At 58.8% G+C, this 21389-nt stretch carries 21 protein-coding genes; 16 read left to right on the top strand and 5 right to left on the bottom strand.

The genetic code is table 11. From position 1 onward, the window contains the following. Positions 1–6 precede the first annotated feature (6 nt). Both EB235_RS31905 and EB235_RS31900 read left to right on the top strand, forming a co-directional pair. Positions 7–1221 carry a TrbI/VirB10 family protein gene (locus EB235_RS31905; RefSeq protein ID WP_027033456.1) on the top strand — a complete coding sequence of 405 codons (1215 nt, stop codon included), beginning with the start codon at positions 7–9 and terminating at the stop codon, positions 1219–1221. 12 nt (positions 1222–1233) lie between these two features. Continuing rightward, a complete protein-coding gene (locus tag EB235_RS31900; protein WP_027033457.1) occupies positions 1234–1506 on the top strand; it encodes a DUF2274 domain-containing protein in 273 nt (90 codons plus the stop codon). A gap of 538 nt (positions 1507–2044) precedes the next feature. On the opposite strand, the gene hemN is transcribed toward EB235_RS31900, so the two are convergent. Then, on the bottom strand, positions 2045–3394 hold the full coding sequence (gene hemN, locus EB235_RS31895) for an oxygen-independent coproporphyrinogen III oxidase (RefSeq protein ID WP_027033458.1): 1350 nt from the start codon (positions 3392–3394) through the stop codon (positions 2045–2047). A gap of 157 nt (positions 3395–3551) precedes the next feature. Here hemN and EB235_RS31890 point away from each other — a divergent pair, with 157 nt between their 5' ends. Continuing rightward, positions 3552–4307, top strand: a complete 756-nt coding sequence (locus EB235_RS31890; protein WP_027033459.1) for a Crp/Fnr family transcriptional regulator — start codon at positions 3552–3554, stop codon at positions 4305–4307. Positions 4308–4310: 3 nt separating this feature from the next. Here EB235_RS31890 and EB235_RS31885 read toward each other — a convergent pair whose 3' ends face one another. After that, positions 4311–4850: a hemerythrin domain-containing protein gene (locus tag EB235_RS31885; RefSeq protein ID WP_010914029.1), complete on the bottom strand. Its 540-nt coding sequence runs from the start codon at positions 4848–4850 to the stop codon at positions 4311–4313. A 129-nt stretch (positions 4851–4979) separates the two neighbouring features. Here EB235_RS31885 and ccoN point away from each other — a divergent pair, with 129 nt between their 5' ends. The 8 genes from ccoN to ccoS all read left to right on the top strand — a co-directional run bounded on the left by ccoN (position 4980) and on the right by ccoS (position 13047). Next, positions 4980–6590 (top strand): cytochrome-c oxidase, cbb3-type subunit I, encoded by a 1611-nt coding sequence (gene ccoN, locus EB235_RS31880; protein WP_027033460.1) that lies wholly within the window; start codon positions 4980–4982, stop codon positions 6588–6590. An 11-nt stretch (positions 6591–6601) separates the two neighbouring features. Further along, the gene (ccoO, locus tag EB235_RS31875; protein WP_027033461.1) at positions 6602–7333 is read left to right on the top strand and encodes a cytochrome-c oxidase, cbb3-type subunit II; all 732 of its coding nucleotides are present in this window, start codon (positions 6602–6604) and stop codon (positions 7331–7333) included. A 10-nt stretch (positions 7334–7343) separates the two neighbouring features. Continuing rightward, on the top strand, positions 7344–7493 hold the full coding sequence (locus EB235_RS31870; RefSeq protein WP_027033462.1) for a CcoQ/FixQ family Cbb3-type cytochrome c oxidase assembly chaperone: 150 nt from the start codon (positions 7344–7346) through the stop codon (positions 7491–7493). A gap of 2 nt (positions 7494–7495) precedes the next feature. Continuing rightward, entirely contained in the window at positions 7496–8359 is an 864-nt protein-coding gene (ccoP, locus tag EB235_RS31865) for a cytochrome-c oxidase, cbb3-type subunit III (RefSeq protein ID WP_027033463.1), read from the top strand. Between the two features lie 203 nt (positions 8360–8562). Further along, the gene (gene ccoG, locus EB235_RS31860; RefSeq protein WP_080680419.1) at positions 8563–10128 is read left to right on the top strand and encodes a cytochrome c oxidase accessory protein CcoG; all 1566 of its coding nucleotides are present in this window, start codon (positions 8563–8565) and stop codon (positions 10126–10128) included. Beyond that, a complete protein-coding gene (locus EB235_RS31855) occupies positions 10125–10622 on the top strand; it encodes a FixH family protein (protein ID WP_027033465.1) in 498 nt (165 codons plus the stop codon). Before ccoG ends, EB235_RS31855 begins: the two co-directional genes overlap by 4 nt. Next, positions 10619–12901, top strand: coding sequence for a cation-translocating P-type ATPase (locus EB235_RS31850; protein ID WP_027033466.1), 2283 nt, complete (start codon positions 10619–10621; stop codon positions 12899–12901). The genes EB235_RS31855 and EB235_RS31850 overlap by 4 nt, the downstream gene beginning before the upstream one ends. Further along, entirely contained in the window at positions 12898–13047 is a 150-nt protein-coding gene (gene ccoS, locus EB235_RS31845) for a cbb3-type cytochrome oxidase assembly protein CcoS (RefSeq protein WP_006329249.1), read from the top strand. Before EB235_RS31850 ends, ccoS begins: the two co-directional genes overlap by 4 nt. A 39-nt stretch (positions 13048–13086) precedes the next feature. Here ccoS and EB235_RS34925 read toward each other — a convergent pair whose 3' ends face one another. Together EB235_RS34925 and EB235_RS31840 are read right to left on the bottom strand one after the other, a co-directional pair. Continuing rightward, positions 13087–13269 (bottom strand): Arm DNA-binding domain-containing protein, encoded by a 183-nt coding sequence (locus EB235_RS34925; protein WP_027062881.1) that lies wholly within the window; start codon positions 13267–13269, stop codon positions 13087–13089. 207 nt (positions 13270–13476) lie between these two features. Beyond that, complete coding sequence (locus tag EB235_RS31840) at positions 13477–13773, bottom strand: hypothetical protein (RefSeq protein WP_224713086.1); 297 nt, start codon at positions 13771–13773, stop codon at positions 13477–13479. A gap of 623 nt (positions 13774–14396) precedes the next feature. On the opposite strand from EB235_RS31840, the gene EB235_RS31835 reads away from it, so the two are divergent. Both EB235_RS31835 and EB235_RS31830 read left to right on the top strand, forming a co-directional pair. Further along, positions 14397–16328 carry a hypothetical protein gene (locus EB235_RS31835; protein WP_027033468.1) on the top strand — a complete coding sequence of 644 codons (1932 nt, stop codon included), beginning with the start codon at positions 14397–14399 and terminating at the stop codon, positions 16326–16328. A 52-nt stretch (positions 16329–16380) separates the two neighbouring features. Then, entirely contained in the window at positions 16381–17289 is a 909-nt protein-coding gene (locus EB235_RS31830) for a carbohydrate kinase family protein (RefSeq protein WP_080680529.1), read from the top strand. A 38-nt stretch (positions 17290–17327) separates the two neighbouring features. On the opposite strand, the gene EB235_RS31825 is transcribed toward EB235_RS31830, so the two are convergent. After that, on the bottom strand, positions 17328–17825 hold the full coding sequence (locus EB235_RS31825; protein WP_032925939.1) for an NADAR family protein: 498 nt from the start codon (positions 17823–17825) through the stop codon (positions 17328–17330). A 35-nt stretch (positions 17826–17860) separates the two neighbouring features. Between EB235_RS31825 and EB235_RS31820 the strand changes: the two genes are divergently transcribed. The 3 genes from EB235_RS31820 to EB235_RS31810 all read left to right on the top strand — a co-directional run bounded on the left by EB235_RS31820 (position 17861) and on the right by EB235_RS31810 (position 21353). Next, the gene (locus tag EB235_RS31820; RefSeq protein ID WP_157279971.1) at positions 17861–18220 is read left to right on the top strand and encodes a helix-turn-helix domain-containing protein; all 360 of its coding nucleotides are present in this window, start codon (positions 17861–17863) and stop codon (positions 18218–18220) included. Between the two features lie 103 nt (positions 18221–18323). Then, positions 18324–19442: a phosphoribosyltransferase-like protein gene (locus EB235_RS31815; RefSeq protein WP_027033471.1), complete on the top strand. Its 1119-nt coding sequence runs from the start codon at positions 18324–18326 to the stop codon at positions 19440–19442. Positions 19443–19460: 18 nt separating this feature from the next. Further along, positions 19461–21353, top strand: coding sequence for a hypothetical protein (locus EB235_RS31810; RefSeq protein ID WP_027033472.1), 1893 nt, complete (start codon positions 19461–19463; stop codon positions 21351–21353). Positions 21354–21389: the final 36 nt, after the last annotated feature.

Genomic DNA, 21389 nt, shown 5'->3' with positions numbered 1-21389 from the left:
GCGCTCATGACCGATACTTCCCGATCCGATGCGCCGCCGAAACTCGATCCCGAGCAGCTGCAATTGCGAGCCTCGCCCCGCCGCGCTGTCCGATTCAGGCGCGGTGTGATCGTCGCCATCGCTGCAGTCGGATCCGGTGCCATTCTGGGCGTCACGATGATGGCGCTTCAAGGACCGGCATGGCGTATCAAGCACCAGGCAGAGGACCGCTATAACACCGAGCGCAAGCCACCCGCCGAGGGACTAGAAGCGCTTCCCAAGGACTATTCCGGGATCATGCCGAAGGCCCCTGTGCTCGGACCGCCACTGCCCGGCGACCTCGGTCGCCCCATCCTTGAACGCCAACGTCAGCTCGGCATCGCGCCAGGGCAGGATATCTCCGCCGAGGAGCAGCGCCTTGCCCAGCAAGCAATTGAGGCGCGCGAGTCGCAAGTCTTGTTCCGGATCGACAATCGACCCAGACAGACAGATGTCGCCGGCGGCGGGCCGAGTGCGCAGCAGCCGTCTGAGGCGCTTCCGCAATCCGGAGCGACGCGCGCGTCAGCTTCCGTTGCCCCAGCCGAGGGTGACCAGAACAACCAACAGCGCAAGCTCGATTTTGTCAGTCAGCGAAACACAAGCGGGATCTACAATCCGCATGCGCTGCAGACGCCGGCCTCGCCCTACCAACTGATGGCCGGCAGCGTGATCGCGGCCAGTCTCGTCACCGGCATAAATTCCGACTTGCCTGGCCTTGTCGTCGCGCAGGTCACCGAGAATGTGCACGACACAGTCACCGGCAGCATTGTGCTCATTCCGCAAGGCTCACGCCTCATCGGCACTTATGACAGCGTCGTGGCTTTTGGGCAGAGGCGCGCATTGCTGGTCTGGCAGCGAATAATCCTGCCCGACGGTTCCTCGATCGAAATCGACAATCTGCCAGCGACGGATACTGCCGGCTATGCCGGGCTTGAAGACAAGGTCGATTTTCACACCTGGCAGCTGATCAAGGGAGTTGCTCTAGCGACGCTACTGGGCGTTGGTACCGAGTTGAGCTTTGGGGAAAACGAAAGCGACCTAGTTAAGGCGATCCGGGAATCCACTCAGCAAAACATCAGTCAAGCCGGCCAGCGCATCACCGAAAAGAACCTGAATATTCAACCCACCATTATCGTCCGCCCCGGTTGGCCCCTCCGCGTGATTGTACACAAGGATCTTGTGCTGCGCCCATACCCGACTTGAACAGGAGTAATCATGGCAGATCTGAAACTTGGAAAGCTTCCAGACCGGACACCTTCGAAGATGACCATCACCGTTAGCGCGGACTTGAACCAAGCACTCAAGGACTATGCGGCGCTTTACCGCCAGACCTATGGCGAGTCTGAAACGGTAGCGGAACTCATACCTTTCATGCTGGCAGGGTTTCTGGAAGGTGACAGAGCGTTTGCCAAGGCCAGAAAGGAAAGCTTGCCTGCCGCCGGCATGTCAGAGAAATCGCGACGCGTGTCAGGTTCAGATTCCGAGTAATCGAAGCATAAAGTTGGTCAATTGGCGCAGCCGCCCGGGTGCCTAATTTCCCGGCGGTCGCGGCCTACCGATCCGTCATGTAAGGCCTATGCGCGAACTTCGAGCAGCTGGAGGTCAAGTAAGTGCCTGGGCGGCCCGGAAACCGCGAACAAGGCGCAGGGCGTGCTAGCCGCACTCATGCATGGTTTCAGACACGTGGGAACGCCGTGCGGTTGTTACTCAGAATGAGCCCATCTCAAAGGGGCATTCAAGAGCCGCAGCGCTGAGTAGCGAAAGCCGCAATGGGGTGCGTCGCTGACATTCAGTGAAAGACTGGGCCGAACAATCCAACCTGCTTGGGCGGATACGAAGTGGAGCCCTGCCTGCAGGGTTCCGGCGGGTCCCAGCCCTCTGCCATGCGACCCCCTTTGGGAAATACCCGCGTCGTCACAGCATCGTAAAGTGGCGTCATATGCACTATCGAATTGTTAGCTGCTGGTTTCGGCGATTTTGAGGAGGTTCGCGATCGACTGAAGACGGTGACGTTCGTCTGTGGCACTCAGACTGCCACTGAGTGCCTGGCCGTTCCACTTTCGAAATATTTGTCGAACTTCGCTGCAATGCTCCTTACAAAGGGACGACTTTCCGCCGATACGACGTAACTGTCACCTTGGAGTTCAAGCGGTCGAGCAGGGTCGCCAATGGCGATGGAGCTTGCTTGGAAAAGAAGCTTTTGTCCGGCTTCCCCGAAGCGTTCCACCAGATCGGCTGCTGAAAAGCCGAAATCGCACATCAAGCGCTCGATGATCCAGCCGCGAACACGGTCATCTTCGGAAAACGCGATGCCGCGGACCGTGGCCAGATGTCCCCCCTCGACCATGCGTCTATATTCGGCTGTCGACGGCATGTTCTGCGAATAGCCCTGTCGAAACCGGCTGATCGATGACGACCCGAGCCCGATCAGTGTTTCGCAGCGATCCTCGGTGTAGCCCTGGAAATTGCGGCGGATTGTTCCCGCGCGAGCCGAGACTGCAAGCGCATCATCCGGCCTGGCGAAATGGTCTATTCCAATCGCCTCGTATCCGGCGCCCATGATCAGACGGGCGGCAATTTGCCACTGAGCGAACCGTTCGGCCGGACCCGGCAACCATGCCTCGTCGATCATAGTCTGATGCTTCTTGAACCAGGGCACATGCGCGTAGCCGAACAGCGCCATCCGGTCCGGCTCCAGAGTCAGCGCCTGCGCCACGGTGGAACAGACGCTCTCCCTGGTCTGATGCGGCAGGCCGTAAAGCAAATCGAGGTTCACGGACCCTACGCCGCGAGAGCGAATGCCGTCTACAACCGCCTTGGTCTGCAAAAAGCTCTGCTCGCGATTGATCGCCTTCTGCACCTTCGGATCGAAATCCTGAACGCCGACGCTCGCCCGCGCCATGCCGATCTCGGCAAGTGTATCAAGGCGGGCTTCGTCCATGTCGTTGGGTTCGATTTCGACGCTGATCTTCGCATCGGCAAGAAAATCGAAGCTATCCCGCAGGACAGTTCCCAAGGCTATCATATCCTCGGGCTTCAGCATGGTCGGCGAGCCGCCGCCGAAATGCACGGCGCGGACATGGGCCTTGCTGCCGACAAGACCGGCGACAGTCGCGATCTCCGCGTGAAGCGAGCGGAGATACGAAGCCACCGGCTCGTAGCGGCGGGTCTGCTTTGTATGGCACGCACAGAACCAGCACAGCCGGTCGCAATAAGGGATGTGCAGGTAGAGCGAGACCTCGTCACCGCTTTCGAGCGCCTTCAACCAGCTTCGATAGACATCAGCGTCGACGCCAGGATGGAAATGCGGCGCGGTCGGGTAACTGGTATAACGCGGGACGTTCTCGCCAAGCCTGGCAGCTAATTCCGGTCTCATTTGGTGGTCCGCCGTTTTTGCCTCGCCGGAAGTCTGGACGCGTCGAAGAGCCAATGCCCTGATTTCGGTCAGCCTCCAGCACGGACAAACTGCCGCAAGGATTTCTCTGCCATCGCTTGCTATCCTGTCGAAACTTGAGATCGGTAGCGCGAGCGTAATGACAGTACGGCAAGACATTCACAGTTCCGGCATTCCCGTTCTTTGCCTGTCTTGCGCAGCACGACATCGCGGCGTCTGCGGTGCGCTCGATCCAAACCATTTGGTTGGGCTAGCCAAAACTTCGTCGCGGCACAAGCTCGAGCCGGGGGTCGAACTGATCACCGACGCCGAGGCCGTCGACAGCTATTCAAACTTGCTTTCAGGCGTTGTGAAGCTGACGAAGTGCCTTTCGGACGGCCGCCAGCAGATTGTCGGTCTTCGGTTCGCACCGGATTTTCTGGGACGGCCCTTCAAGGTGAAAAGCACGATCAATGTGGAAGCGGCAACCTCCGTCTCCCTGTGCTCGTTTCCGAAGGCGGCCGTTGAACGGATAATGAAGGAATCACCGGGACTCGAGCATCGCCTGCTCAAGCAGACGCTGGACGAACTCGACGAGGCACTTGAATGGATGGTGACTCTCGGGCGCAAGACCGCACCGGAGAAGGTGGCGAGCTTTCTCCTCATGATCGCCCGGAATATGGATTCCAGTATCGACCCGGCGGCTGGGTCGGCATGCTTCGATCTGCCGCTGACACGTGCCGACATCTCTGATTTCCTTGGACTGACGAACGAGACCGTGAGCCGCCAGCTTACGCGATTGCGGGCTGACGGCGTGATCCGGATCGAGAACAAACGCCATGTAACGGTCGACAGCATGAGCCGGCTGGAGCAGCGCTGCGGCGGCCGAGGCGCGCGGCAACCGGCCTTTGAATGAGACCTAAGCGTCGGGGCCTTCGTCGCTTATTACGATCCGCGGCAGGACATGCTCGCGTTCGAAAGCGATGTGTCGCCGCAAGCCTTCGAAGAAGCCGCGTAGCATGAATCCGACAGCTTCCGCGCTCTCTATCGGATCACCATGACCGATCGCTAGGAGCGTTTCGGCCACCTCGCCAGCGAAGCATTGATCCTCAAGGTGCTCGATGCGCAACCGGCTGGTAGAGGCAAGTTTGGCCTCGGCCGGGGTCAAGTGCGCCTCATACGCAGGGAAAATCACCCTCTCCTCAAACCCATGAATGTCACGGAGCAGCGGAACGATCTTCTTGGCCGTTCCAAGACATTTGAGGCGGTCGACGTTCGGCAGTGCATCGGCAATGCTTTCCAGCGAGAAGCAGAGCTCCAGCTTTTCCCGATGAGCAAGCTTCATGACCTCGCCCGGAATCGCCTCTGTGCCGGCCTGGCGCGAGAAAGCCGCACTTGTCCATGAGCGGGTTGGCCCGTGCTGCGTTTCCTTGTTCAAATCGCCACCTTCTGATTGCACCGAACTCGATGCTGCCCGAAGCAAAATCGTGCGGCTCTGACATGGATCAGGGCGAGCAGGCGGCAACTACGGAATTAATGCACCGCGGATTTGGCGTCCGCGCATTGGAATCCTGGTCGGGGACATGTCATGAAATTCGGCACGGAGATCGTCGTTCTAAGCCTGTTTGCTTTTGCGGCCCTGGTGGCTGCCGGCTTCGGCGTAGAAGGACCTTTTCGCCAGCATATGGGGGTTTTGTTCTTCGCCGTGGCTGGCTTTACCGCGATCCTGCTGCGCAACACAGATTTCAAGCCGGCGGCTCCGATCGACACCTCCGCCTACATGGATGGCCCGATCCGCTACGGAGCCATTGCAACGGTATTCTGGGGCGTCGTCGGCATGCTCGTCGGTGTGATCATTGCCCTGCAGCTGGCATACCCTCACCTCAACATCCAACCCTGGTTCAATTTCGGCCGGCTGCGGCCGCTGCACACATCCGGCGTCGTCTTCGCCTTCGGCGGCAACGCTTTGCTTTGCACGTCTCTCTATGTCGTGCAGCGCACGTGCCGCGCCCGGCTGTTTGGCGGCAAACTGGCCTGGTTTGTGTTCTGGGGTTACCAGCTGTTCATCGTCATGGCGGCGACCGGCTACCTGCTCGGCATCACCGAAGCCCGCGAATACGCCGAACCCGAATGGTATGTGGATCTCTGGCTGACCATCGTCTGGGTCGCCTATCTCATCCTGTTCCTCGGCACGATCCTGAAGCGCAAGGAACCGCATATCTACGTCGCCAACTGGTTCTACCTGTCCTTCATCGTGACAATCGCGATGCTGCATGTGGTCAACAATCTGTCGATGCCGGCGTCGTTCCTGGGCTCGAAGAGCTACTCCGCCTTCTCCGGCGTCCAGGACGCCTTGACGCAATGGTGGTATGGCCACAACGCCGTCGGTTTCTTCCTCACCGCCGGGTTCCTCGGCATGATGTATTATTTCGTGCCCAAGCAGGCGAACCGGCCGGTCTATTCCTACCGCCTGTCGATCGTCCACTTCTGGGCGATCATTTTTCTCTACATCTGGGCCGGCCCGCACCACCTGCATTACACCGCCTTACCCGACTGGGCGCAGACGCTCGGCATGGCGTTCTCGATCATGCTGTGGATGCCGTCATGGGGCGGTATGATCAATGGCCTGATGACGCTGTCTGGCGCCTGGGACAAGCTGCGCACCGATCCGATCATCCGCATGATGGTGATGGCAGTCGCCTTCTACGGCATGTCGACCTTCGAAGGTCCGATTATGTCGATCAAGACGGTCAATTCGCTGTCGCACTACACGGACTGGACCATCGGCCATGTCCATTCCGGAGCGCTCGGCTGGGTTGGCATGATCTCGTTCGGCGCAATCTACTACATGGTGCCGAAACTGTGGAACCGTGAACGTCTCTATTCGCTGCGGCTCGTCACCTGGCACTTCTGGCTGGCGACGCTCGGAATCGTCGTCTACGCCGCGGTGATGTGGGTTTCCGGCATCATGCAGGGCCTGATGTGGCGCGAACACGACGAGCAGGGTTTCCTCGTCTACTCCTTCGCCGAAACCGTCGCCGCCATGCATCCCTTCTACGTCATGCGTGCCATCGGCGGTGCGATGTACCTCACCGGCGCCCTGCTCATGGCCTGGAACGTGACCATGACCATTCTTGGCCACCAGCGCGAAGAGCAACCAATGCCAGGTTCCGAGCCCGCCCTCCGGCCTGCCGAATAGGGAGCCAGACAATGGGCTTGATGGACAAACACGCGATCATCGAGAAGAACGCCACGCTTCTTCTCGTTGGCTCTCTTCTTGTCGTGACCGTCGGCGGCATCGTCGAGATTGCGCCGCTTTTCTATCTCGACAACACGATCGAGAAAGTCGAAGGCATGCGGCCCTACTCGCCACTGGAACTCGCCGGACGCAACATCTATGTGCGCGAGGGCTGCTACCTCTGCCACAGCCAGATGATCAGGCCTTTCCGGGACGAGGTCGAGCGCTACGGCCACTACAGCCTGGCCGCCGAGTCCATGTACGACCACCCCTTCCAGTGGGGCTCGAAGCGCACCGGCCCTGACCTTGCACGAGTCGGCAACCGCTATTCCAACGAATGGCACGTTCAGCACCTTATGGATCCACGTTCGGTGGTGCCGGAATCTATCATGCCTCGCTATGCCTTCCTGAAGGACGCTCCGATCGAGGTGAAGGACTTCTCGACGCATCTGGTTGCGAACGCGCGTGTTGGCGTCCCGTACTCCGATGAGATGATCGCGCACGCCAATGCCGATCTGATGGTCCAGGCCGACCCGAATGCCGATGCCTCCGGCGTCGAGAAACGCTATCCGAAAGCCAAAGTCGGTGATCTGGACGGCAATCCGCAGCAGGTGACCGAGATGGATGCCCTCGTCGCCTATCTGCAAATGCTGGGAACACTGGTCGATTTCAAGACCTATGACGATGCAGCCGGCTACCGCTGAGGGGGACGCAATGAGCTATAATTTGATGCGGGAATTCGCGGACAGCTGGGGTCTGCTTGCCATGGCGCTCTTCTTCGTCGGCTGCATTGCCTTTGCCTTGCGTCCCGGCGGCAAAACACAGGCCGATCAAGCCGCCCAGATTCCACTCAAGGACGACTGATCATGAGCAGCGAGTATATCGATGAAGTCTCGGGCATCTCAACGACCGGTCATGAATGGGACGGGATAAGGGAGCTCAACACCCCATTGCCCCGATGGTGGGTGATAACCTTCTACATCACCGTCGCTTGGGCGGTGGCTTATACAATTGCGTATCCGGCTTGGCCGATGCTGTCTTCCGCGACCAAGGGTGTGCTTGGCTATTCCAGCCGCAACGCTGTCAAGATTGAGCTGGCGGCTGCCGAAGCCGCCAAGGGCAAATATGTCGCGGCCATCCAGCAGAAGACCGTATCCGAGATTGCAGCCGACGACGCGCTGCGTGAATTCGCGATAGCGGCCGGCGGAGCTACCTTCAAGGTCAATTGCGTGCAATGCCACGGCTCGGGCGCCCAAGGGTCGAAGGGCTTTCCAAACCTGAACGACGATGACTGGCTGTGGGGCGGCACGACCGAGCAGATCCAGCAAACGATCGCGCACGGCATCCGTTTCGCATCCGACCCGGATACTCGGCAGTCGGAAATGCCCCCTTTCGGTGACATCATCACGCCCGAACAGATCGCACAGGTCGGCGCCTATGTCGCCAGCCTCTCGGGCAAGGTCCAGGATGCAAGTCTTATCGAGCCCGGCGCCAAGGTATTCGTGGAAAACTGCGTCGCCTGTCATGGCGATAATGCGAAAGGCAACAAAGAGCTCGGCGCGCCCAATCTGACCGATGCGATCTGGCTCTACGCACCCGGCGAGACAGCCATCGCCGTCCAAGTCCGCGCGCCGAAGCACGGTGTCATGCCGGCCTGGATCGGGCGTCTCGGCGAGACGAAGGTTAAGGAACTTGCGGTTTATGTCCATTCGCTTGGCGGCGGAGAATAGGAACGGAAGCCTATTCTCGGCCCTCCCCGCCAAGCGACGGGGCCCGGCACGAGTCGGGCCCCGACACCATTCCGGCATGCGGCGATTGACCTGCAGCAAGGCGGCGCGGCCCACACGGCGAAGCGGGCTCACTGCAGACCGGACGTCTGTCGAAGCAGACAAGTCCGTCGCACAACGATGTCATAGGCCGCGCGCGAGTGGAGATGCACGTGCTGGATAAAACGCAGATGGAGCGGCTCGAGGCAAAAGCGGTCAACTCCGCCAAGACACGACAGCCGCTCTATGCTCCGCGCAAGAAAATCTTCCCTAAACGCGCCTCGGGCAGCTTTCGCCGCTTCAAATGGCTGGTGATGGCGATCACGCTGGGCATCTATTATCTGATGCCCTGGTTGCGCTGGGATCGAGGTCCGTTTGCTCCTGATCAGGCCGTGCTGATCGATCTTGCCAACCGCCGTTTCTACGTCTTCTTCATCGAGATATGGCCGCAGGAATTCTACTATGTCGCCGGCCTTCTGATGATGGCCGGCATCGGCCTCTTCCTGATCACGTCCACCGTCGCCCGCGCCTGGTGCGGCTATACCTGCCCGCAGACGGTATGGGTCGATCTTTTCCTAGTTGTCGAGCGGGCGATCGAAGGCGATCGCAACGCTCGCATGAAGCTCGACGCCGGCCGCTGGACCGCGCGCAAACTGGTGCTGCGTGTGTCGAAACACGTCATCTGGCTGGTCATAGCGGCAGCTACCGGCGGCGCCTGGATCCTCTATTTCGCCGATGCGCCGACGCTGATCGGCGACGTATTCAACGGCACCGCCGCTTCGGTCGCCTACGTCACCATCGCGGTGCTGACGGCGACCACCTACACGTTCGGCGGGCTGATGCGCGAGCAAGTCTGCACCTACATGTGCCCGTGGCCGCGCATCCAGGCTGCCATGCTCGACGAGAATTCGCTCACTGTGACCTACAATGACTGGCGTGGCGAACCTCGTTCGCGGCACGCCAAGAAGGTCCAGGCTGCGGGGCAGCCGGTCGGTGACTGCGTCGACTGCAATGCCTGTGTCGCAGTCTGCCCGATGGGGATCGACATTCGCGACGGCCAGCAACTCGAATGCATCACTTGCGCGCTGTGCCTTGATGCCTGCGATGGCGTCATGAACAAGCTCGGCAAGGAGCGCGGGCTGATCTCCTATGCGACGCTGTCCGACTACAACGCCAACATGGCGGTGGCGACCGCAGGCGGCTCCGGTCCCGTGAACCCTTCACTCGTCAGAACGGCCGACAGCACATTCTCCGCCAGGTTGGCGCATTTCCATATTCGCAAGATCTTCCGGCCGAGGACCTTCTTCTACATGGGCGCGTGGACGGCGGTCGGGCTTGCCTTGATCTATTCGCTGCTGACGCGCGACCGACTCGAGATCAACGTCCTGCACGACCGCAATCCGCAATTCGTGACCCTGTCCGACGGCTCGATCCGCAACGGTTACACCGTCAAGCTGCTTAACATGATCCCCGAGCCAAGGACGATCGTCGTCACGATGCAGGGCTTGCAGGGAGCCGAAATGAGCGTCGTCGGCAGTGATCTGCCGGCAGCTCGCTTCTTCGCCATCGCGGTCGAACCCGACCGGCTAAACATGCTGAAGGTCTTCGTGCGCCAGCCAGCGGGTGAGGTTCGGCACGCTGCACAAACCTTCAAGTTCCGCGTCGAGGACAGAGCGAGCTTCGAATCGGACGAATACACCGCCACCTTCAACGCCCCGGAGATCGCCAGATGAGCACCAATACGCAAAAGACGCGTGAGTTCACCGGCAGGCACATGCTGCTCACCATTCTCGGCTTTTTCGGCGTGATCATCGCGGTCAATCTCACGATGGCGACACTCGCCAGCACGAGCTGGACCGGCCTTGTCGTCGAGAACACCTATGTGGCCAGCCAGCAATTCAACCGAAAGGCCGAGGAAGGGCGCGCGCAGGCGGCACTCGGCTGGACCGGCAAACTGACGATCGCTCGGGGTGAGGTCCGCTACAGCTTGAGCGATACCACCGGCAAGCCGGTCCCCTTGCATGGCGTCAAGATACTGTTTCGCCATCCCGCTTATGAGGCCGAGGACAAGTCCGTCACTCTTACCCTTGCTTCGGCTCAGGAGTTTGCAGCACGGGACGTGCCCAAGGATGGCGTCTGGATCGTCGAAGTCGATGCCGACGTCGGTCTCGCGGAGCCCTATCGCGACGTTCGCCGGATCATAATTTCGCAAGGAGCGCTGCAATGAGCTGTTGTGCACCCAGCGCGGAACTGGCGCTGGATCTGACCGGTACCACATCGGTCCTGCCGTCTAGCCAGGAGATCAGGTTGGCGAGCCGGTCGCTTGGCGACAATCTTTGGCAGACCGACCTTTCAGTGCCGACGGTTCACTGCGCGGCCTGCATCCAGACGATCGAGACGGCGCTGGCAAAGCTCGACAATGTCGAAGGCGCGCGTGTCAACCTGTCGACGAAACGGGTCGCGATCCGGTGGCGTGGCGACGAGGTGCCACCCTTCGTCGCCGCGCTGGGAAGGCTGGGCTATCAGGCGCACCTTTTCGCCGCCGAGATCGATGAAAAGGACAAGACGCTTGCCGAGCTGATCCGCGCGGTCGCGGTCGCCGGCTTCGCCGCCGGCAACATCATGCTGCTTTCGGTCTCGGTCTGGTCCGGCGCCGAAGGCGCAACGCGGGACCTGTTTCATTGGGTCTCGGCGCTGATTGCGATCCCGGCACTGGCCTTCGCCGGCGGCATCTTCTTCCGCTCGGCCTGGAACGCGCTGCGTCACGGCCGCATGAACATGGATGTTCCGATCGCGGTCGGAGTGTCCCTCGCCTATGCCATGAGCCTCTATGAGACGATCAACCACGGCGATCACGCCTATTTCGACGCGTCGGTTTCGCTGCTGTTTTTCCTGTTGATCGGTCGCACGTTGGATCACGTGATGCGCGAGCGGGCCCGGACCGCCGTGAAAGGCCTGTCCCAGTTGGCCGCACGTGGCGCCATGGTGCTGCGCGGCGACGGCGCGCGCGACTATCTGCCGGTTGGCGAGATCGAACCCGGCATGCTGCTGTTGATCGGGGCCGGCGAAAGAATCCCCGTCGACGGCAAGATCATTCAAGGGGCCTCGGATCTCGACTGCTCGCTGGTTTCCGGCGAGAGCACGCCTCGAAACGTGGCGGCAGGTGAAGCCGTGCAGGCCGGTGTCCTCAACCTGACCGGCTCGCTGACGATTGAGGCCACAGCCGCCGCGAAAGATTCGTTTCTGGCGGAAATGGTTCGGCTCATGGAAGCCGCAGAGGGCGGCCGCGCGCATTATCGCCGGATCGCCGATCGCGTTTCAGGGCTCTATGCCCCGGTGGTTCATCTCACAGCCTTCGCGACGTTCCTTGGCTGGATGGCGGCGACCGGCGACTGGCACCGGGCGATAACCATCGCCATCGCCGTTCTCATCATCACATGCCCATGCGCACTCGGCCTCGCCGTGCCGATCGTGCAGGTAGTCGCCGCGCGGCGCCTGTTCGAAAACGGCATCATGGTCAAGGATGGTTCGGCCATGGAGCGCCTGGCGACGATTGATACAGCGGTGTTCGACAAGACCGGAACGCTCACGCTCGGCCAGCCCCGACTGGTCAATGCGTCGTCGATCGATCCGACGATGCTGGCGATCGCAGCCGACATGGCCGCGCACTCCCGCCACCCGTTCTCAAAGGCCATAGCCGGTTTCGCGAATTTTGTCGGTCAACCGAAATTGGAGGCCGTCAGCGAGCACCCCGGTTTCGGGATCGAAGCCACAACCGCGGACAGCACCTGGCGGCTCGGTCGACGCGGATGGGCTGGATGGAAGGCTCGAACCGGCGGCGAAGGCAAACATGGCTACGGCACGGTTCTGACGAAGAACAGGATGATTGTCGCTTCCTTCGCTTTCGAGGATGCGTTGCAGGCCGATGCCGGGAGCGTCATGGCGCAATTGAACGATGCAGGGGTCGCGGTCGAAATGCTGTCGGGCGATACCGCGGACGCCTGTGGCGATGTCGCAAGAATATTGGGCATCGACCGTTTTGTTCCGGCGCTGCTGCCGTCCGGGAAGGTTGAGCGGATCGAAGTGCTGACCAAAGCCGGCCACAAGGTCCTGATGGTGGGCGACGGGCTCAACGACACGCCAGCGCTGGGCGCTGCGCACGTCTCGATCGCTCCAGCCACCGCCGCCGATATTGGTCGCAACGCGGCTGATTTCGTGTTCCTGCGTGAAAGCCTTTCGGCAGTAACCCTTGCGCTGGACGTCTCGCGGAAGGCAGGGCGGCTTATCCGCCAGAACATAGCCATCGCGATCATCTACAACGCCGTTGCCGTGCCGATCGCCATCTTCGGCAACGTCACGCCGTTGGTCGCGGCGGTCGCGATGTCCGCCTCATCGCTGCTGGTGATCGGAAACGGGCTGCGGCTGCAGGGCTTTATGCTCGCCGAGCTGACGAGGGCTTCTTCGGCAACACATTCCGGCATTCACCCATCAGCGCGGTCATCATGACGATACTCGTCTACCTCATGCCAGTCGCCCTATTTCTTGGCGCACTGGGGCTGACTGGCTTTCTGTGGGCGTTGAAGAGTGGCCAATATGAGGATCTTGACGGAGCCGCTGAGCGCATCCTCCGGGACGACAAGCCGGAACGCTGAGCCAGAGCGCTATTCCCGACGCTGTGCTGACGCCGGCCCTCAGCCGACTCGGAATAACGATCGTGCCGGGTCGATGCCAACCAGCAGCAGGCGCTTTGCGGCATCGCGGGCTTGGCGTACCTCGGCGAGAGAAATGAGAAGATAGCTGTCTAGCGGCAGAAGTTTCTGCTTGCCTTCAAATCGATAGGTGAGGCGGCATAGGCGGGATCCGGAGGACTGCATCCAAAACTGGAGCCCGCCACCGTCAGAGGCCCAATCCGGTCCAAGAAGATTCTTTGTTTCCAAATAGTTGTGATTTGCGCAGCGGCAGCGCTACCAACATAGATACCAAAATATTTCTGCGGATTGTTTCGGTTCCCAATCTATCCGCGGCTGGACTCGTGGGAGTGACAAGGGCATCGGCAACACTATAGGCGCAGTTATGCGACGCTAAGTTTCCGGAAATAGCTTAGGAAACAGTTCGTCCAACGTGTCGACCGGGAAGCGTAGCGATACCGGTCCTTTCGGGGTATCGGACGCAAGCAGGCCAAGCTCGAGCACCTCGGTAAACACGCGGCGGGCCCTACGTTCCGGCAAGCCAGCGATACGTGAGGCCTCACCGCGATCGAACTCGCCGCGCAGAAGCGCCTCCTCGAGCAGCCGGAAAGCTTCCGGCTTCAGGTCGTAGCGTTGAACAAACCGCTGCAGGCGCCGGGCAAGTTGGTTAAAATCGAAAAGGCTGGACATGAAACTGACCTGGTCGATGCATACGCGTGCGCGGATGCAGCTTGGCGCCGAGAACCGCCGAGCTTGCTGACAGCTCAGCCAGCGCGTCGGAGATAGGCTCCGCAACGTCTGCCAGGCGCGCCGGCTCGATGCGCTGTACGGTCTCTTCCATGATTGGCCGATGCTAGATTGCGCTAAGTACATATGTGTCAACAGAAATTTTAGCTGAGCGCCCATAACTGGCCGATCATTTGGCCGATGTTAGGCGCTACCTCAGCTTCACCGAGACGGTTGATCGATGACGCCAATGTCGATGCCGATGATGGCCGATATTCGCCATGCTCAGCGCATTGATAGCATGTACAAATTTGCGATCGGTAGGCTTGAGAATCATCGCTGAACCGAACATAACAGGAACAAACTGGTGCAGTGGTGTGAGGAAGCTGGTGTTTTTATGCGCTTTATCTGGAAGATGGGTGCCATCATACGTTGGCAGAAAATAGCGTGCGGCCCGGCTCTGGATATGCGATGTTTCTTAGGCACGGGCCGGTGAGATTGCTTGCCCCGCCGCGTTCGCGAACGATCCGTTCTCGTGAACTACAGCGTCCGCTTGCTCCGAGTCCGTTTGAAGTTAGGCGAGCAGAATGACTGTCTTCTCCGAAAAATTGCGCCGGTTGCCTGAGACAATCGAGTTGGCGAGCGCGCACGGAGCTGGCGACATTGCTTTCGCTCTTTCACAAGGGAAAGGACGGCTCGCCGTCGCTATTGCCTCGGGGGGATCCGTAGTTACAGCAGAATTCTTCTCGCGGTGCCGGACAACATTGCAATTGGGTCCGACGATGGTGATGACACCCATGCAGTTCGTCCTATCGATGGAAAATTGGGATGGATGCGATATCTGGCTGTTCAGCGCCGGAGCGAACAATCCTGACATCGCGGCAGCCTTCCGTGTCGCAAATGCATCCAGCTGCAAATCGCTCCAGTTGATGACAGTTCAATCGGAAGGCGCGACAACCATTGTGGCCTCAAATAGTCCTCGCGCCAAAGTGATTGTTACGCCAGTTGCCGATCCCAAGGATGGGTTTCTAGCGACGCATTCAATGATTTCGATGGTGACCGCCTTGTTGATGGCGTCAGATCTCACCACTGAGCAGCCGCAACGCGGGAGATTGGCCGAAGAACTCCGAAAGCGCGCGGAAGAGGTGCTAAGTGCACCTCAAAGCCCAGACTTCGATTTCCAGGTTGGGGATACTCTGTTCGTTCTGCACGATCCGCAAAACGCAGCAGCTGCAACGTTGATTGAAACTTCTCTTTGGGAGACCGGAATAGCGCCAGTACAGAGGACTGATTTCAGAAACTTCGCTCACGGTCGTCATGTTTGGGCGGCGAAGCATCCAGAGACCATGTACGTGCTGGCTTTGACAACCGCGGAAAGTGGCGATGTTTGGAAGCCCATCCGTGCAGCACTTCCTTCCCAGACCAGGATTCAAGATGCTGAGTTCGATCACGGTGGCCGATTGGCCAACGCGGTCAGCATTTTGTGGGGTCTATCCTTCGTTCAGCACCTCGGAAACGCTACGAGTATCGATCCGGGACGCCCGGGGAGAGGCGCGTTTGCCGAGGCGATATATGACAATCCCGCGCTCGACACGCTTTCGCGAGATTTGACTTCATCGGTTCGACACAAGACGTCCGCGCGGATGTACTTTGATCCTATCGATGAGCGATCAGCATCACTTTGTTCCGTTGGGCGAGAGAGGCTGCTTAGTTTGGGGGGCGCGAGCTTTGTCGGTCTCGCGCTCGATTATGATGGGACGGTCGTCCCGAACGATCCGCGTGAAGCCCGGCTCGGTCCTCCTCCCAAAGCGATTATGCACGAACTGGTCAGGCTTGTTGATGACGGCATCCAGGTGGGCTTTGCGACAGGACGCGGCGGCTCCGCTGGCGAAAAATTGCGAGACGCCCTTCCGAAGCGGATACATAGAAATGTCCTCATGGGTTATTATAACGGCGCCCACATTCGAACGCTCGACGTCGACATAGCTGAGGACCCCCCGCAACGAAATCCGAACATTGCCGAGGTTACCCGGTGGCTAACGGGCTCAGGCCTGCTTCGCGACGGAGTCGAGATCAAGACGCGTCCAATTCAGGTGTCGATTGACTGTGCCGATGTCATCGACGTCGAGCGTTTTGCGGATGGCTTGGCTGCTTGCCCTCAGATAGTCGAAGGTAGCGTGAAGGTGCTGAGATCTCACCATAGCGTCGATATCGTCTTGGCATCTACGTCAAAGCTCCGCGTTGTAGAGGAGCTCGCCCGTCGATCCGGCGATGCGAGCAAGGCCGTTCTCGGCATCGGAGATAGTGGCTCGCCATTGGGAAATGATCGGGAGCTATTATCCGGACCGCATTGTCTAAGCGTTGGCAGTGTTTGCGGCGCTTCAGGCGGCGCTTGGACGCTGTTTGGATCAAAGTTGCGAGGTCCGGATGCTCTCCTGCGCATTTTGCAGGCCGCTCGTGCGAAGGGATGCGAAATGATGATTGATCTTTCTGCTCTGACCCTCGATCAGCACTCTTGAAATGGTGACCGAGAAAAAACAGAGTGGGCCAGCTTATGACCGGGAGAGTCCGATGAGTGCAGTCGACGTGGTCGGCACAGGATTTACTGTTCTCGACCGCATCTACGCGGACTCGTTGGCGGTGTCGTCCGAGGATCTTGGTGGCTCTTGCGGGAACGTTTTGATTTCGCTCGCCATGCTTCAGCGGAATGTGGCGCCGGTGTTGAGCCTCGGTGAAGACGAGGTTGGCATCCGTCTTGTGGTCGCATTCCGGCACGCGGGAGCCGAGACGCGATACATCCGACAAACAGAACACATCCGCTCGCCGATCCTTGCTCAGCGTCTGCATGGGCCCGGGGTACATACATTCGAATTTAGGTGTCCAGAAACTTCCATCGATCTTCCGCGATATGAGCCGATAGACTGGGAAGATGTGAGCCGGGCTCTGCCGGCGATCAAGAACTGCAATGTCTTCTATACGGATCGATTATCCGGAGCGATCGTCGATGCGATGGAAGCTGCGGCCGACGCAGGGTCCACCGTCTATTTCGAGCCATCCGCGCTTGGCGATAAAGAGCTTTTCAGACGCGCAGTCGCTGCAGCGTCCGTTCTCAAGTTCTCAGCAGAGCGTCTGGCAACACTGGCGGGGCAGGTCGCCCCCCACGACGCCCTTTTCCTAATCGTGACGCACGGAGAAGCTGGTCTGGAGGTACGACGGGGAGCTGAGAAGGCGTGGTGCAAATCCTACCCGGCGCCCGAATTGCGCGACACCTGTGGTTCTGGCGATATGGTAAGCGTTGGCGTGATTGATTGGCTGCTGAGCCGCCGCGACCGCGCGACCCGGAAGATTTCAATTGACGAATTCGTTGTCGGAATCGAAGCTGGACAACGCCTGGCTGCCGAGAACTGCGCCTATGTCGGTGCTCGCGGCATCTTCCGCGAGCGTGGTGCAGAATACGCGCGGTCTGTCTTGCGGGGGTAAACCCGATGTCGGCAGTTTCAGATTTGCATTGGCTCTTCTTACGCCGCCTTCGAGACGTCGTCGTTCTGAAGCTTTGCACGGAGTTCCATCAGTAGCTCTCCAAGCATATTGCGACCCTGACCATTCACCTCTCCCCAGAGCCGATTCACCTCATTGTCGACGGTCGCAGTTTCAATCAGTCGAGCTGAGCCCGTCGATACCAGCAATTCGCGAAGATCTTCATGCTGAGTGAACTTGGCTCGGAGCACGCACCTCATCCTGTCAAACTTTGTCCGTGACCAGCCTGGGCTGACATCCCAGTAATATAGCCCGTGCGCCGCCATCGCCAGAAGCGCGGGAGACGGTGCCGCCATAAGCCATGCTTTGACTTCCGGCTTACGCGCCTTGCCGGCCTGATAGGCGTGCTCGCTCGTCGCAAAGCGCTCGCCTTCGAATTCAATCTCGCGCCGGAATAGATTGCTGAAGGCCCCGTAAGGCTTCTCGCTGGCACGATAGAACCGGATTTCCTGGCCAACATCCGTCACGAAAAACTCCATTGTAAATTTGCATCGTTTAGTGCATGCAAATTTACATGAAGCCGAAGCAAATTGAAAGGGCGGAGTTGGTCCGCCATATCAATGAAAAGCGCTTAGAAGCAGGCCTTTCTTACGCGGAACTGGCTGACATTGCTGATGTCGACGCTAGCCAAGTTTCGCGTATTTGTCGGGGGCAATTCATTACGTTCGGAGCGAGCGTCGTGCGAATTTGCACGACCCTCGGGCTGCAAAATACGCAGGGTGAAGGAACGACATGGAAACGCAGTCGGCACGCATCCGATCCGAACTGGGCAAAGCTGGAGCGCTCAATTCGGCGTGCTTGGGATAATACACCGGCCGGTGCGGAGCGGCTTGCAAAAGTCATAGCTGCGGTTGGCGAAATCACCCGCAAGTGAATCCCGTGAATTAAGGTAAGGACCAGGTTGATTTCGCTGGACGAACGCACTCCTCCCTGCGGTATATCGCTGCGGTCGGGTAGAGGTGTCATGGGGAGTTCTGATGAGGAAGGATTTGGCGGAAAGCCTGCTGGCAAAAATCATGGAATGGTCTGACGAGGAAAAGGCAGCGGAACGCGCTTATCTCGAAAGCTTTGCCAGTTACAAATACGACGAATATCAGCAGTTCTCGCCAGGCAAACGGTTCATCGAGAGTCTGGCGCTCTGGCTTGGGCAGTTCACCGGGGGTGAAGAGCGTCGCGAGGCTTACAACTTCGTGCGAAAGAGGCTGCTTTTCATATCCACAGATGAAATGAATCATCTGGTGGAGCTTACCTTCCCGACGATCATTCGCCCAATCCTAATCGCTGACACTGCGACCGAACTTGGGGTCGATCCACATAAAGTGAAGGCAATCGTCGACACGGTGGAGTATCGAACTCGACTTCGCCAGACACTGGTCCTAGGCCTGAGCGACGGTGCGCGAACAGACTGGTTTCGTCGCGCGAATCCGCAAGAGATGTCCAATGAGCAAGTCTTTCATGCCTATGACGTTTCGGATCCGAAAAGCGAGGGCATGGTCCAAGACCTTCGGAAGCACCTAACGAAGATCTTGGGTCGAGAACCCCACGATCATGAGGCCCGGTTCCGGTACATCGTACTGCTCGATGATTTCACTGGCAGTGGTACGAGTTTCATTCGAGAGGATGGGCAAGGTGGATGGACCGGGAAGATAGCGAAGATCGTTAGCGGCTTAATGAAAGCAGGAAACCTTGGAGACGCGATAGCGAATTCCGGCGTCAAGATAATCATCATTCTCTATGTCGCCGGCGATCAGGCAATCGAGCACATTGAAAGCCGTTTGCCCAAGTTGACCTTCGGCAAGGGCACAGTCGAGTTCGAGGTGGTTCACAAACTGGGCGAAACGACGCCGCTCGATGATGCAAGCGACAGCCCAATCCTGGGGCTCGTCGCAGATGATCGATATTTTGACGACGATGCCGACGATGAGCATTCTAAAGTAGGCGGTACAAGCAAGCGCTACGGTTTCGCGAATTGCAGGCTCCCGCTCGTGCTAGCTCACAACACTCCCAACAACTCGATCTATCTGCTCTGGGCAGAGGACGACCAATCGGTTCGTGGCCTGTTTCCGAGAGTTAGCCGCCACAGAAAGCTACAGTAGGTGAGAAATCCATTCCGAATGCGCGCATCCCAGCGCTCGACGAGTGACGATGAGTTTGTTCGTCTCTTCGGCGTGGGTGCTTTGGAGGTCATCAAGTCCTTCGATGACCCTTGGAACGGTCTCGTCTTTCTTCGAAGTGCACCTGGTGGCGGAAAGACTACGTTTCTGCGTATTCTTACGCCGCGTCCGCTGAAGCTCACTGACAACCTCGCTGATCAGCACCAGCAGGTGAAGGCGACGCGCGACGCGCTGAGGGAGGTGGGCGCCATCGGTCGCGACGGACCGAAATTGCTTGGTGCGATGGTCGTCTTCACCAGTGAGTACAAGGAACTGAGTGCCTTTGACCGCGGCAATATACTCTTTCGAGAGCTATTGAATTCTCGAATTGTGGTCGCGACACTCAGGTCGGTGCTGGAACGAGCGGAACGTCAATTTCCCGACGATCTTGACCAATACAGCTTCGAATGGGAGCCGGAATCAGACGCGACTATTCCGGGCCGCGCTACAGGAAAGGAGCTTTTTACCTGGGCGTCGCGCATCGAACGAGATTTCTACGATCGAATGGACGATCTCGGTTCGCCTGCGTCGATAAAAGGTGGGCACGCGCGCTTGGACGGGCTCAAGTGGTTTGCGCATGTTCGCATAAGCGACGCGCAGGGTGATATGGACGTCAAGCGCGTCCTTCTCATGGACGAACTCCAGACACTGGCTCCTCCACAGCGTGCAAGCCTGATTGAATTCATAACCAATGCGCGGGAGCAGTGCGGAGTATGGATCGCTGAAAGGCTAGAGGCTCTTACGCATAAGGATCTGCTCTCCGAGGGCGCGCTTCGCAAACGAGATTACGAGAACGTCGTGCAACTGGAAGAACGTTGGTCTGGAACAAGAACCAAGTCCTATACCAAATTTGTGGAAACGATCGCCAATCTTCGGGCGGCCAAGGCTGATGGTTTCGAAGGGCGCGAGCTGTTTCCGCTCATTGGTGAAACCGACGACATACCGAGCTTGGAGACCGCTCTCACTGGCCGTACGGCGGAGATCGAGGCCGAAGTTGTTAAGATGGCCGGCGTTGGCCCTCGTTATTCGAATTGGCTTGCCAATGCTCGCGGGCTAAGCGGCAACCTTCTCGAACGCGCCTTCAAATGGCAGTTGCTCAAAATTCTGGTCATAAGAGATACGAGACGAACCCAGACAAGCTTCGATTTCGATTCATTGACATTGGATGAGTTCGGAGCACGATCAGGCAGCGGCACGGACCGAGCAGCAGAACACTTTCTGCGAACAGATGTGGGAGCGCCAATCTATTTCGGCCGTGAGTCTTTGAGCGCCGTATCATCCTCCAATGTGGACCAGTATCTGGAGGTGGCAGGCGCATTGTTTGAAGAAATCTCTGCGAAAATCCGGTTTCACCGAGATCAGCCGGTGCCACTCACGGCAGCGCGACAGGACGCACTGATCCGGGGCGTTGCGAAGGATCGGTGGGACGGGCTTCCGCGCCGCCTTCCGCGTGGTGTCGAGGCGCGCCGCCTGCTCGAAGCAATCGGCGAATACTGCCGCCAACAGACTTTCAGAAGCAGCGCCCCCTACGCACCCGGCGTCACCGGAATTGCGATCACGATGGACGATCGAAAACTGATAATTGACAGCGAGGACGCTGAAATCTCGCATTTTATTCGACTTCGAGACGTCATGACGTCTCTCGTGTCGCATAACCTACTGATGCCACGTCTCGACCATAGAAATAATGGTCGGGAATATGTCGTGTTCTATCTGAACCGTCTTCTCTGCGTACATTTTGGCCTGCCACTTGGTTACGGCGGCTGGAGACATCAAACACTGAAGAGCTTGCTTCACTGGCAAGAAGCAGGAGCGAAGGCAATCGCCGTGGCCGAGGAGGCAACTCTTGTCTAGTCCGAGCCCGGCAATGCGATGGGATCCCTACTCCCT

Origin of the sequence: Mesorhizobium loti R88b (assembly GCF_013170845.1) — a bacterium.
In the GTDB taxonomy this organism is placed as follows: Bacteria; Pseudomonadota; Alphaproteobacteria; order Rhizobiales; family Rhizobiaceae; genus Mesorhizobium; species Mesorhizobium loti_B.
This window is presented reverse-complemented; position numbering and strand designations above follow the sequence as displayed.